The sequence below is a fragment of the Variovorax sp. 20P10.2.4 genome (assembly GCF_058244205.1).
Genome location: NZ_JBZAYE010000165.1, coordinates 1 through 13,050 on the forward strand (window position 1 = coordinate 1; position 13,050 = coordinate 13,050).

Here is a 13,050-nt window from a genome sequence, read left to right on the forward strand (position 1 = left end):
ATGCATGACCACCGCGCGAAAGCGCTGCGGATAGCGCGTGGCCAGCAGCGCCGCCATGCTGGCGCCGGCCGAGAGGCCGGCCAGCGCGACGCGCTCGCGGTCCACCGGGTAGAGCATGCAGGCCTGGTCGACCGCGGCCATCAGCGTCGCGGCCTCGGCATCGGCCTTGCCGGAGCGGCGCTCATACCAGTTCCAGCAGCCCTGGGGATGCGCGAGCCGGTCCTGCTCGGGGTAGAGCACCAGGAAGCGCTGGCGCGCCGCCAGCGCGTTCATGCGCGTGCTGGCCGCGAAGTCGCGCCCGGTCTGGCCGCAGCCGTGCAGCATGACCATGAGCGGCAGCTTCTCGCCAGGCTGCAGATGCAGGTCGGCGGGACGGAACAGGTGATAGCGCCGCGCGCCGCCGGGACCGATCGCCATGCCGCTGAGCCAGTCGCCCTTGCCGGGCGGCGGCTTGAGCCGCTTGGCCGTCGCGCGCTGCACCTGGCCCGCCACGCGCTGGCTGTTGCGCAGCGTGAGCTTCGTGAGCGCCTTCAGGTTGCGCTCGTAGGCGCGGGCGAAGACGGAAGCGGTGGAACGGCGGGCCATGGCGCAGTGTGACGCATGGCGCCGCGACGGGACAGCGATCGCTCGCTGCCTCTGGAAGGTCAGTAGACCTCGGGGACGATCATGCTCGCCGGGACGGGCTGGCGCAGGTAGTCGGCATGGCGCACGCGGGCCGGCAGTTCCACCGGCGCATGGGGCACCATCTCGTAGGGCAGCTGGCCCAGCAGGTGGCTGATGCAGTTCAGGCGCGCCTTCTTCTTGTCGACCGCCTGCACCACCCACCACGGGGCCTCGGGGATGTGGGTGCGTTCCAGCATCGTTTCCTTGGCCTTGGTGTATTCCTCCCAGCGACGGCGGCTCTCGAGGTCCATCGGGCTGAGCTTCCACTGCTTGAGCGGATCGTGGATGCGGCCGAGGAAGCGCATGTGCTGCTCGTCGTCGGTGATGGAGAACCAGTACTTGATGAGCTTGATGCCCGAGCGCACGAGCATCTTCTCGAACTCGGGCACGGTGCGGAAGAACTCCTCGTACTCGTCGTCCGAGCAAAAGCCCATCACGCGCTCGACGCCGGCGCGGTTGTACCAGCTGCGGTCGAACAGCACCATTTCGCCGGCCGCCGGCAGGTGGGCCGCGTAGCGCTGGAAGTACCACTGGGTGCGTTCGCGGTCGTTGGGCGCCGGCAGCGCGGCCACGCGGGCCACGCGCGGGTTCAGGCGCTGGGTGATGCGCTTGATGACACCGCCCTTGCCAGCCGCGTCGCGGCCCTCGAACAGGATCACGACCTTCTGCTTGCTGTGCTGGACCCAGTCCTGCAGCTTCACCAGTTCGCCCTGCAGGCGGAACAGTTCCTTGAAATAGGCCTGGCGGGCCGCCTTGTCGGAGGCGCCGTTGCTGCCGGCGGGCTCGCCGTCGAGGCCGTCGATGTTGCGGTCCTCGATCTCCAGCTCGAGCTCCTCGTCGTAGCTGTCGATGAGGTCTCGGGCGATGCGCTGCATCAGTTCTTCGTGGTCGGGAAGGGCGCTCGTCGGCATGGTGAAAGGGCAAGAGTGGCGGGATCGGGGAAAACCATGCTGCATGGGCCAGATGACGCCGGCGTGACGGTTTTGCGGCCGATTCCCGTAGGCCGACACGCCGTTGTCACACGGCGCGAACACCATTTCTCCCCACTACAACACTCCAGAACGCTCCCATGAACACGCTCGCCGCCCCGAATACGGACATGCCGGCCGCGCCGGCAGGGTCCGCAGCCCACCGCCCGAAGCTCGACGCCCGGCCCGGTCCGGTCGCCCTGATCACCTTCGTCGGCCTGCTCGCCGTCGGCCTGCTCTACACGGCCTGGAGCCTGGTGAGCGACGTGTCGGACTCCGGCGCGCCCATGACCACCTGGGTGCCCTACATCCTGCTGGGCGTGGCGCTGCTGATCGCGCTGGGCTTCGAGTTCGTCAACGGCTTCCACGACACCGCCAACGCGGTGGCGACCGTGATCTACACCCACTCGCTGCCGCCGAACTTCGCGGTCGTGTGGTCGGGCTTCTTCAATTTCCTCGGCGTGCTGGTCTCCAGCGGCGCGGTGGCCTTCGGCATCATCGCGCTGCTGCCGGTGGAGCTGATCCTGCAGGTGGGCTCGGGCGCGGGCTTCGCGATGGTGTTCGCGCTGCTGATCGCCGCCATCATCTGGAACCTCGGCACCTGGTGGCTGGGGCTGCCGGCCTCCTCCTCGCACACGCTGATCGGATCGATCATCGGCGTGGGCGTGGCCAATGCGCTGATGCACGGGCGCGACGGCACCAGCGGCGTGGACTGGGCGCAAGCCACCAAGGTCGGCTATTCGCTCTTGCTGTCGCCGCTGGTGGGCTTCGGCTGCGCCGCGCTGTTGCTGCTGGCGCTGCGCGCCTTCGTCAAGAACCGCGCGCTCTATGAAGAACCCAAGGGCAGCGAGCCGCCGCCGTGGTGGATCCGCGGCCTGCTGATCCTGACCTGCACCGGCGTCTCGTTCGCGCACGGTTCCAACGACGGCCAGAAGGGCATGGGCCTGATCATGCTGATCCTGGTGGGCACGGTGCCGATGGCCTATGCGCTCAACCGCGCCATGCCGGCCGACCAGACGGTGAAGTTCGTCGCCGTGGCCGAGGTGGCGCAGGGCGCGATGCAGCGCAGCCTGCCGACCTCGCTGCCCGCGCTGCAGCCGGCGGCCGCGCGCGACTCGCTCGCGACCTACGTGCGCACCCGCGAGTTCAACGACACGGTGGTGCCCGCGCTGGCCTCGGTCACCGGCAGCATCGCGCAGCAGGTCAAGCAGCACGGCTCGCTGGCCCGCCTGCCGGCCGACGCGGTGGCCAACGTGCGCAACGACATGTACCTGACCTCCGAGGCGATCCGCCACCTGGACAAGAGCGGTGCCGCGCGCTTCGACGCCGACACCAAGGCCCGCGTCGGCGCGCTGCGCCAGGAACTCGACGACGCCACCCGCTTCATCCCGCTGTGGGTGAAGGTGGCGGTGGCGATCGCGCTCGGCCTGGGCACCATGATCGGCTGGAAGCGCATCGTGGTGACCGTGGGCGAGAAGATCGGCAAGACCCACCTGAGCTATGCCCAGGGCGCCTCGGCCGAGGTGGTGGCGATGGTGACCATCGGCGCGGCCGACATGTACGGCCTGCCGGTCTCGACCACGCACGTGCTGTCCTCGGGCGTGGCCGGCACCATGACCGCGAGCGGCTCGGGCCTGCAGATGTCCACGCTGCGCAACCTCGCGCTGGCCTGGGTGCTGACCCTGCCGGCGGCGATGCTGCTGTCGGGCGGGCTGTACTGGTTCTTCACGCACCTGTTCTGAAGCATCGCGCACCTTGCCGGCACTCCATGACCTGGCCGCCAATTCGTATGGCGGCGACGAAGCCGGGCTGATCTGCGGCTACCTGTTCGACCCCGGCGCGTCGGGCCCCGACGCCTCGCGCGAGATCGATTCGAACCAGGCCGCGGCCTGGCTCGATGCCCTGCCGCCCGACGAGGAACTGGCCGCAGCGCCTGCCGAAGGCGCCTACGCGGGCCCCTATGCGTGGCTGCACTTCAACCTGAGCCATGCCCAGGCCGAGCGCTGGCTGCAGCGCCATGCGCGGCTGTCGGACACCTTCTACGAGACGCTGCACGACGGCCTGCCCTCCACGCGCATCGAGCGCGCCGACGATGCGCTGATCGCGGTCATCAACGACGTGCACTTCGATTTCAGCTTCGAGCCCTCGGACATCTCGACGCTGTGGATCGCGGTCGGCGCGCGGCTGGTCGTGACCGCGCGCAGCAAGCCGCTGCGCTCGGTCGACGCGCTGCGCACCGCGGTCAAGGCCGGCGACGCGCCGCGCTCGAGCACCGAGCTGCTCGAGCACCTGCTGCGCGCGCAGGCCGACGTGCTGGTGAAGATCGTGCGCGGCGTGACCGGCCGCGTCGACCGCATCGAGGACGAACTGCTGGCCGGCCGGCTCGACAACAAGCGCGCCCGCCTGGGCCTGATGCGCCGGCTGCTGGTGCGGCTGCAGCGCCTGCTGGCGCCCGAGCCGGCGGCACTGTTCCGGCTGCTGCAGCGCCCGCCGGGCTGGATGGCCGAGGACGACACGCAGGAGCTGCGCGGCGCGACCGAGGAGTTCTCGGTGGTGCTGCGCGACATGCAGGCGCTGCAGGAGCGCATCAAGCTGCTGCAGGAAGAGATCGCCGCCAACGTCAACGAGGACAACAACCGCAGCCTGTTCGTGCTGACGGTGGTCACGGTGCTGGCGCTGCCGATCAACATCCTGGCCGGCCTGTTCGGCATGAACGTCGGCGGCATCCCGCTGGCCGAGCACAAGCACGGCTTCTGGATCGTGGTCGCCATCGTCGCCACCTTCACCGCGGTGGCCGCCTGGGCCGCTTTCAGGAAGAAGCGCTGAGCCGCTCCACCGCTGCGGTTAATGCTATTTATCTAGTAGCAAATACGAGCACCCATGCGACCGTGTCGACAGGCCGGAGCGCCTAGAATCGACCGGTGTCCTCCATTCTCAATGCCGACCTGCACTGCCACTCCGTGGTGTCCGACGGCACACTGACGCCCGAAGAACTCGCCGTGCGCGCCGCCAGCAATGGCGTCGACCTGTGGGCGCTGACCGACCACGACGAGATCGGCGGCCAGCACCGCGCCGCCGCCGCCGCGCGCGAGAACGGCATGCGCTACCTCACCGGCACCGAGATCTCGGTCACCTTCGCGGGCGAGACCGTGCACATCGTCGGCCTGGGCTTCGACCCCGACGACGCCGCCATGACCCAGGGCCTGTACGACACCCGCGGCGGCCGCGGCAAGCGCGCGCAGGAAATGTCCGAGGGGCTGGCCAAGGTCGGCATCCAGGGCGCCTACGAAGGCGCGCTGCGGTTCGTCGGCAACCCCGAGCTGATCTCGCGCACCCACTTCGCGCGCTTCCTGGTCGAGCAGGGCCACTGCCGCGACACGCCCGAGGTGTTCCGCAAGTACCTCACCGAGGGCAAGCCCGGCTACGTGCCGCACCGCTGGGCCACGCTGAAGGACGCGGTGCACTGGATCACCTCGGCCAAGGGCCTGGCCGTGATCGCGCACCCGGGCCGCTACAAGTTCAGCGCCAACGAGGAGTACGCGCTGTTCCTCGAGTTCAAGGCGCATGGCGGCCAGGCGATCGAGGTCGTCACCGGCAGCCACACCCCGGCCGAATACGTCGAGTACGCCGACAAGGCGCTCGAGTTCGGTTTCGCCGCCTCGCGCGGCAGCGATTTCCACAGCCCCGACGAGAGCCACTGCGACCTCGGCAAGCTGCCGCCGCTGCACGCTTCGCTCACGCCGGTATGGGAACTGCTCGCTCACCGAATACAAGCGTGAGCCAGCTGTCCGGGACCGCGACCGAGAGCGCCGCCACCCAGGCGCTGGCCCAGGCCCGCGCCGCGGCCCAGGCCGCCTCCAGCCGCGAATCCGAACGCATCCTGGCCGGCATCGGCCTCGTAGTGCTGGCCGTGGCCTGCTTCGCCACGCTCGACACCGCCACCAAGATCTCGACCGCGAGCGTGCCGATCCTGATGGGCGTGTGGTTCCGCTATGCCTTCCAGGCCGTGGCCACCACCGCCGTGCTGCTGCCGCTGCGCGGCACCGCGCTGCTGCGCACCGCGCATCCGCGCTACCAGGCACTGCGCGGGGCGCTGCTGCTGGGCTCGAGCCTGTTCGCCTTCATGAGCCTGCGCTACATGCCGCTGGCCGAGTTCACCTCGATCGTGCTGATCGCGCCGCTGGTGATCACGCTGCTGGCGGCCACCACGCTCAAGGAGCATGTCTCGCCGCTGCGCTGGACGCTGGTGGCGGGCGGCTTCGCGGGCACGCTGGTCATCCTGCGGCCCGGCGGCGGCGCCTTCAGCTGGGCCATCCTGCTGCCGATCGGCCTGGTGATGACCAACGCCTGGTTCCAGGTGCTCACGAGCAAGCTCGCGCAGACCGAGAACCCGCTGACCATGCACTTCTACACCGGCTGGGTCGGCACCCTGCTGGCCTCGCTGGCCGTGCCCTTCGCCTGGACCGCGCTGCCCTCGTGGCACTGGTGGGCGCTGCTGTGCCTCATGGGCCTGATGGGCACGGTGGGACACTTCATGCTGATCCTCGCCTACCAGCGCGCGCCGGCCTCCACCCTCACGCCCTACCTGTACGCGCAGATCGCGTTCGCGATGCTCGGTGGCTGGTTGATGTTCTCCCACGTGCCCGATGTCGTGTCGCTGGTCGGCATGGCGATGATCGCTGTCTGCGGCGCGGCCGGTGCCTGGCTCACCGTGCGCGAGCGCCGCGTGCCGATCGAACCGGCGGAATCCTGATCAGGAGCGTTTTTTCATGGCCCAGTACTTCGAAGTCCACCCCGAGAACCCCCAGCAGCGGCTGCTCAAGCAGGCCGCGGCGCTGCTGCAGCGCGGCGAGATCGTCGCCGTGCCCACCGACTCCAGCTACGCGCTGGCCTGCCACCTCGACGACAAGGACGCGGTCGACCAGCTGCGCCGCATCCGCCAGGTCGACGACAAGCACCACCTGACCCTGATCTGCCGCGACCTCAGCGAGCTCGCGAACTACGCGCGCGTGGACAACAAGCAGTACCGGCTGCTGAAGGCCGCCACGCCCGGCCCCTACACCTTCCTGCTCGAAGCCACCAAGGAAGTGCCGCGGCGCGTGAGCCATCCGCAGCGCAAGACCATCGGCCTGCGCGTGCCCGACCACAAGGTGCTGCTGGAGCTGCTGGCGCTGCATGGCGCGCCGCTTTTGGCCACCACGCTGATCGCGCCCGGCGAGACCGAGGCGCTCAACGACGCCGAGATCATCCGCGAACGCTTCGAGAAGCAGATCGCGGGCGTGATCGACGCTGGCGCCTGCCCCTCCCAGCCGACCACCGTGGTCGACCTCACGCCCATGGGCAGCGGCGACGATCCGGTGGTGGTGCGGCAGGGGCGCGGGGCGCTCTCGGTGCTGGGCCTGTGATGCGACCCTCGTTCTTCTCTTGTTCCGTCTGACACAATCTCGCAGTGGATATCTCCAATCTGATACAGACGGTCCTGATCTATGCGCTGCCCGTGATCTTCGCGATCACCGTGCACGAAGCCGCGCACGGCTACGTGGCGCGCTACCTCGGCGACAACACGGCGGCGGTCATGGGCCGCGTCACGCTCAATCCGATGAAGCACATCGACCCCATCGGGACCATCCTGATGCCGCTGATGCTCTACTTCGCGACCTCGGGCGCCTTCCTGTTCGGCTATGCCAAGCCGGTGCCGGTCAATTTCGGCCGGCTGCGCCATCCCAAGCGCGACATGGTCTGGGTGGCCCTGGCCGGTCCAGCCTCGAACTTCATCCAGGCAATCCTCTGGGCCGTGGTCTGGGCGGTGCTCATTGGCGTGGGCGTGCAGGAGCCCTTCTTCGTCAAGATGGCGCAGGGTGGCGTGCTGGTCAACCTCGTGATGTGGGCCTTCAACCTCTTCCCGCTGCCACCGCTCGACGGCGGCCGCGTGCTGGCCGGGCTGCTGCCCAACGGGCCGGCGCAGAATTTCCTCGCTCGCATCGAGCCCTACGGTTTCTTCATCGTGATGGGCCTGGTGCTCGCGGGCATCGTCAGCAAGTTCTGGCTGATGCCGCTGATGAGCGTGGGCTACGAAGTGCTCGATCTGCTGATCGGGCCGCTGCAGGCCCTGTTGCGTTGATGTTGCGTTAGTTTCCAGTTCCGACCATGGCTTCGTCCTCCCCTTCCCCGCTGCGCGTCCTCACCGGCATCACGCCCTCCGGCACGCCCCATCTCGGCAACTACGTCGGCTCGATCCGCCATTCGGTGCGCCAGAGCGTCGCGCCCGGCGTCGAGAGCTACTTCTTCCTGGCCGACTACCACGCCCTCATCAAGGTGCAGGAGCCCGCGAAGATCCAGCGCTCCACGCTGGAGATCGCCGCCAGCTGGCTGGCCTGCGGGCTCGATCCCGAGCGCGTCACCTTCTACCGCCAGTCCGACATCGGCGAGATCCCCGAGCTCACCTGGTTCCTGACCTGCGTCACCGGCAAGGGCATCCTCAACCGCGCCCATGCCTACAAGGCCCAGGTCGACAAGAACACGGCCAAGGGCGAGGACGTCGATGCCGACGTCACGGCGGGCCTGTTCATGTACCCGGTGCTGATGGGCGCGGACATCCTGATGTTCAACGCCCACAAGGTGCCCGTGGGCCGCGACCAGGTGCAGCACATCGAGATGGCGCGCGACATGGCGCAGCGCTTCAACCACCTCTATGGCGATCACTTCACGCTGCCGGACGCCGAGATCGACGAGGCCGTCGCCACCCTGCCCGGCCTCGACGGCCGCAAGATGAGCAAGAGCTACAACAACACGATCCCGTTGTTCACGCCGCGCGCCCAGCTGCAAAAGCAGATCGCGAGCATCGTGACCGACTCGCGCGCGCCCGGCGAGCCCAAGGAGACCGAGGGCTCGGCGCTGTTCCAGATCTACCAGGCCTTCGCGAGCGCCGACGAAACGGAAGCGCTGCGCAAGTCCTACGCCGAGGGCATCGCCTGGGGCGATGCCAAGCAGGTGCTGTTCGAGCGCATCGACCGCGAGGTGGCACCGCTGCGCGAGCGCTACGAGGCGCTGATGGCCGACCCGGCGCAGATCGAGCGCACGCTGCTCGTCGGTGCCGACAAGGCGCGCGCGCTGTCGCGTCCGTTCATGACGCGGCTGCGCCATGCCGTCGGCCTGCGCAACCTGGCCGACGCGGGCGATGGCGCCAAGGCGCGCAAGGGCGGCAAGGGGGCTGGCAAGGCCGGCTTCAAGCAGTACCGCGAACGCGACGGGATGTTCTATTTCAAGCTGCTCGACGCGAGCGGCGAAACCCTGCTGCAGAGCCGAGCATTCGCCTCGCCGCAGGAGGCCGGCCGTACCATCGCGGCGCTGCAGGAGCAGCGCGGCGCGGCCTTGACGACTTATGCGGATCGGCTCGAGCCGATCGCCACGGATGAAGGATTGCGCGCCGCGAGCGAGGCGCTGGAGGCACTGTCGGAGGCCACCGCCACCACCAAGGGCGGATGATCCGGCAACCGCCATCGGCCCATCCGCCGGTGGACGTGAAGAGAGAAGACGGTGCGATCACAAAGGAAGAAAACATGAGCATATATGTCATCGACGACCACCCCCTGATGCGCGACGCGATCGTGATGGTCCTGCGGCGCCTTCGTCCGGCCGAGAACATCGTCGAGCTCGAACGGCTCGACAAGCTCGCGAGTTCCGTCGCGCAGCGCGGAGCGCCCACGCTCTTCTGTCTCGACCTGAAGCTGCCCGACACCAACGGCGTTTCGGGCGTGATCGCGGTCAAGCAGGTCTATCCCAACGTGCCGATCGCCGTCTATTCGGCGGCGCCCTCGGCCGACATGGAAGACGCCTGCATCGAAGCCGGTGCCGACACCTACATCGAGAAGTCGGCCAGCTCGGCCGAGCTGGCGGCGGCCCTGCGCGGCCTGCTGATGGCCGGCTCGGAAGAAACCGACGAGCCACCGCTGGCGAGCAACAGCAAGCTCTCGAAGCGCCAGACCCAGCTGATCGCCATGCTCGACAAGGGCATGAGCAACCGCGACATCGCCACCGACCTCGAGATCAGCGAGCACACGGTGAAGGTGCACCTGTGGCGCCTGTTCCGCCGCCTCGGCGTGAAGAGCCGCACGCAGGCGCTGCACTACGCGCGCACGAACGGGTTGCTGTCGGGCTGAGGCCCTGGCGGCAGTGCAGTGAACGAGCCGCGCCCCTGGGCGCGGCTTTTTCTTTTCAGGCGCGGGGCGGGATCGGTTCCGGCCTCAAGGCAGCGCCTTGCGCTGGTAGGCCACCTGCTGCGTCACCTCGAGAAGATAGCTCGCTTGCGTCGCCCCGGCTGCTTGCGGATAGACAGCCGCGTTGAGATCGAGCATCACGTCCTCCGAGAAATCCGCACTGAAGCGCTTCGAGTAGACGTCGAAGCTCGCGACCGGCGTGAGGAGATCGCTGGCATTCACGCGCAACCGGACCGTGATCTCCACGGCAGCTTCCCAGCCCTCGGGCGCGTTCTCGGGCAGCACCGCCCCCACGATCCGATAGCGCGCCTTTGGACGCACCGGCAGAACTCGCGGATCGTCGGGCAGGTAGACCATCCGATTGCCGTTGAGCGAGAAGTAGAGCGACGCGCCCGTGCTCTTGCCGAATGGCGTGCGTGCCAGCGCAACGATGTCCGGCGAAATTTCATAGCTCGTGCTGACCGGCGTCGCCGGTGCATCCGCTGGAAACACGCCCAGCCTGGGCGTTCCCAGGGCCGTGGAAACAAAGACGGGCAAACGCTCGGGCTCGAGCCCGAACAGGCTGCCGAGCCCGCGCGACCGCACCTCGAAATCGGATGGAAGGCTTCCTACCCTGTTGCAATCTCTCGCGTTGACGTCGACCGGCCAGAAGTCGCGTACATGGTCTCCAGCGCGCCAGGCCTGGCAGTCCGAGTACGAGCCCGATCGGCCCGGATCGACCGCGGCGACGGTTTCGATCAGCGCGAACTTGAACAACGGACCTGTAGCGGTGGGCAGCACGGGCGTGACGGTGATGTACGCCGGCTCGCTGTCCTTCACGCCATCGTTCACCACCAGCCGCACGACATAGTCGCCTTGCTCGTCGAGCAGCAGCGACGGCTTCGCCCCATTCGCATCGGCCAGCACCGCCTGGCTGCCCAGCGGCTTGGACTGCAGCATCCAGGCATAGCTGAGCGACCGCCCCTGCGCCGCCTTGCTGCCGCTGCCGTCGAGCGTGGCAACCAGCCCCAGCGTGCCCGCCGAAGCCTTCGCGGCCGCGGCGACCGGCGGCGCGTTGTCGATGGGCGTGGGGGTTTCGGGTTCCGAGGGGCCGGACGGACCGGAAGGCCCGCCCGTCGCGGGCGGAGCAACCGGCGGCAGGAAAGCGAAACCGGCGGAACCACCGCCGCCTCCGCCACCGCATGCGCACAGCATCGCGACCAAGGCCGCTCCCACGGCGTATCTGAACTTGTGGATCATCTCTGCGGGCCCTCCCGTGCCCTGTCTTGAAAGAACGGAACCGGCCTGCTGGATGCGGCTCTGCGGTTCCGTTTCGAGATGGCGGGGAAGATAACAGCGGCGGGGCCATCGGCCCTGCGCCAAATCCCTAGGTCGGCCCGCCGACGCGGCGCCTCAACCGACCGCCGCGCTCACCCGCGCCTGCGCCACCGCCTCGTCCGCATCGTGCAGCGCCACGCGGAACACGCTGCCGCTGCCCAGGCGCGAGCGCACGCTGACCGGGTGGCCCAGCACGTGCGACAGGCGCGCGACGATCGCCAGGCCGAGGCCGAAGCCGTCGGAGGTGCCGGCATGGTCGGCCACCTTGTAGAACTCGAGGAACACGTCGCGCAGGTGCTCGGGCGCGATGCCGATGCCGGTGTCCCAGACCTCCACGCGCATGCCCTCGCGGGTGCGGCGCGAGGCCAGCAGCACGCCGCCCTCGGGCGTGTACTTGATCGCATTGGCCAGCAGGTTGCCGATCATGCGGCGCACCCGGATCGGGTCGGTGAGGAAGCTGCCCTCGGTCACGTGGACGCGGAAATCGAGCCCCTTGCTCTCGGCCACGGGGCGGTACTGCAGCTCGAGGTCCTGCAGCAGCTCGGCGATGTCCACGCGCTCGATGTGCAGCCGCACCTGGCCCGAGTCGATGCGCGCGAGGTCGAACATGGAATCGAACAGCGCATTGACCGCATGGGTGGCGCGCACGATCTTCGGCGCCAGCTCGAGCACCAGCTCGGGCTCGTTGCGCAGCCAGTCGGCGTACAGCGACAGCGCCAGCACCGGCTGGCGCATGTCGTGCGCGGCGCTCGCGAGGAAACGGTTCTTCATCGCCACGGCCGCCACCGCCGCCTGCCGCTGCTGGGTCAGCGACTTGATCAGGATGTGGTTGTGGAACAGCAGCTCCAGGCTGTTGCGCGCGGTCTCGTGGATGTGATGGCCGGCGCGCAGCAGCAGGTACCAGTGCAGCGTGGGCAGGATCGGCAGCAGGAAGCCGTACTGGAACTGCGGATGCTCGAGGTTGATGACCACCAGCCGCACCAGCACCGAGCCGAGCACGGTGGCGAACAGCGTGTTGACGAAGCGCTTGAGCAGCGGCGGGTGCAGCGCCAACCCGTTGAGCGGCGAGGTCGCCACGCCCGCGATCACCAGCCAGCTGATGAACTGGTTGACCTGCGGCACGCGCTCGAAGAACAGCAGCACCGACAGGCCCCAGACGAAGGCGCTGGCGGTCCAGACGAAGGCATAGCGGTCGGCGTACTGCTGCTGCGCCAGCGCGCTGCGCCCGACGTAGCGCACCGCGTACACGCGCGCAGCCCAGGCCCGGCAGGCCATCGAGATCAGGCCGGCGGTGAGCCAGGTCAGCACCTCCCAGCGCGGCAGCGCCGACCAGTTGAGCGCCGCCATCCCGACCATCAAGGTGCCCGACACGAGGTAGGAACCGCGCGCCGAGCGCATCAGGCTGCGGATCAGCTCGCCGCGCACCCAGGCCTCGGCCTCGTCGGCGGAGGCCGGCACGGGCGTGAGGCTGGTGATCGAGGCGGCAGTCGCCATCAGGCAGCGCCTTTTCTTCGGTAGCGGGCCAAAACCATGGATGAGGGTGCGGGTGGAGCCGGCGGCCGGAACGGCGTTCCGGCCAGTCCGGCGATCTTACCGGGCTGTTGGCCGGTGTTTCACGCCGTAACAACCGGCCGGGATAGCGCGGCCCTTGAGGCACGATAGCCGTCCCCCTCGCTTCCCGGGCCTGCCGCCATGCTTTCCCACGTATTCCTCGGCGTGAGCGACTTCGAGCGCGCCTTCGGCTTCCATGCCGCCCTCATGGCCGAGCTCGGCCATGCGCTGCGCTTTCGCGACGACAGCCGCCCCTGGGCCGGCTGGCAGCGCCCCGACGCGCCGCGCCCGCTGTTCCTGATCGGCGCGCCCTTCGACGGCCAGGAGCCGGCGGT

Annotated in this window: 13 protein-coding genes; 9 read left to right on the top strand and 4 right to left on the bottom strand. The window is 68.8% G+C overall.

Annotated elements, in window-relative coordinates; translation table 11 throughout:
* Together AC27VN_RS17310 and ppk2 are read right to left on the bottom strand one after the other, a co-directional pair.
* On the bottom strand, positions 1 to 585 hold a 585-nt coding region (locus tag AC27VN_RS17310), incomplete at its 3' end, for an extracellular catalytic domain type 1 short-chain-length polyhydroxyalkanoate depolymerase (RefSeq protein WP_490877312.1).
* A gap of 59 nt (positions 586 to 644) precedes the next feature.
* A complete protein-coding gene (gene ppk2, locus AC27VN_RS17315) occupies positions 645 to 1,574 on the bottom strand; it encodes a polyphosphate kinase 2 (RefSeq protein WP_490877313.1) in 930 nt (309 codons plus the stop codon).
* Between the two features lie 158 nt (positions 1,575 to 1,732).
* On the opposite strand from ppk2, the gene AC27VN_RS17320 reads away from it, so the two are divergent.
* The 8 genes from AC27VN_RS17320 to AC27VN_RS17355 all read left to right on the top strand — a co-directional run bounded on the left by AC27VN_RS17320 (position 1,733) and on the right by AC27VN_RS17355 (position 9,790).
* Complete coding sequence (locus tag AC27VN_RS17320) at positions 1,733 to 3,373, top strand: inorganic phosphate transporter (RefSeq protein ID WP_093340742.1); 1,641 nt, start codon at positions 1,733 to 1,735, stop codon at positions 3,371 to 3,373.
* A gap of 13 nt (positions 3,374 to 3,386) precedes the next feature.
* Positions 3,387 to 4,457, top strand: coding sequence for a transporter (locus AC27VN_RS17325; protein ID WP_490877314.1), 1,071 nt, complete (start codon positions 3,387 to 3,389; stop codon positions 4,455 to 4,457).
* Between the two features lie 95 nt (positions 4,458 to 4,552).
* Positions 4,553 to 5,410 (top strand): 3',5'-nucleoside bisphosphate phosphatase, encoded by an 858-nt coding sequence (locus AC27VN_RS17330; protein WP_093340746.1) that lies wholly within the window; start codon positions 4,553 to 4,555, stop codon positions 5,408 to 5,410.
* Complete coding sequence (locus tag AC27VN_RS17335; protein WP_093340748.1) at positions 5,377 to 6,384, top strand: DMT family transporter; 1,008 nt, start codon at positions 5,377 to 5,379, stop codon at positions 6,382 to 6,384. The genes AC27VN_RS17330 and AC27VN_RS17335 overlap by 34 nt, the downstream gene beginning before the upstream one ends.
* Before the next feature lie 16 nt (positions 6,385 to 6,400).
* Positions 6,401 to 7,036, top strand: a complete 636-nt coding sequence (locus tag AC27VN_RS17340) for an L-threonylcarbamoyladenylate synthase (protein ID WP_093340750.1) — start codon at positions 6,401 to 6,403, stop codon at positions 7,034 to 7,036.
* A 44-nt stretch (positions 7,037 to 7,080) separates the two neighbouring features.
* Positions 7,081 to 7,752, top strand: coding sequence for a site-2 protease family protein (locus tag AC27VN_RS17345; protein ID WP_093340752.1), 672 nt, complete (start codon positions 7,081 to 7,083; stop codon positions 7,750 to 7,752).
* Positions 7,753 to 7,778: 26 nt separating this feature from the next.
* Entirely contained in the window at positions 7,779 to 9,116 is a 1,338-nt protein-coding gene (locus AC27VN_RS17350; RefSeq protein WP_093340754.1) for a tryptophan--tRNA ligase, read from the top strand.
* Positions 9,117 to 9,190: 74 nt separating this feature from the next.
* Positions 9,191 to 9,790 (top strand): response regulator transcription factor, encoded by a 600-nt coding sequence (locus tag AC27VN_RS17355; RefSeq protein ID WP_057594424.1) that lies wholly within the window; start codon positions 9,191 to 9,193, stop codon positions 9,788 to 9,790.
* Between the two features lie 84 nt (positions 9,791 to 9,874).
* On the opposite strand, the gene AC27VN_RS17360 is transcribed toward AC27VN_RS17355, so the two are convergent.
* Together AC27VN_RS17360 and shkS are read right to left on the bottom strand one after the other, a co-directional pair.
* The gene (locus AC27VN_RS17360; protein WP_490877315.1) at positions 9,875 to 11,086 is read right to left on the bottom strand and encodes a PKD domain-containing protein; all 1,212 of its coding nucleotides are present in this window, start codon (positions 11,084 to 11,086) and stop codon (positions 9,875 to 9,877) included.
* 153 nt (positions 11,087 to 11,239) lie between these two features.
* Complete coding sequence (gene shkS / locus AC27VN_RS17365) at positions 11,240 to 12,658, bottom strand: surface-behavior sensor histidine kinase ShkS (protein WP_057594426.1); 1,419 nt, start codon at positions 12,656 to 12,658, stop codon at positions 11,240 to 11,242.
* A gap of 198 nt (positions 12,659 to 12,856) precedes the next feature.
* On the opposite strand from shkS, the gene AC27VN_RS17370 reads away from it, so the two are divergent.
* Positions 12,857 to 13,050: VOC family protein (locus AC27VN_RS17370; protein WP_490877316.1), on the top strand; the 194-nt coding region annotated here is incomplete at its 3' end.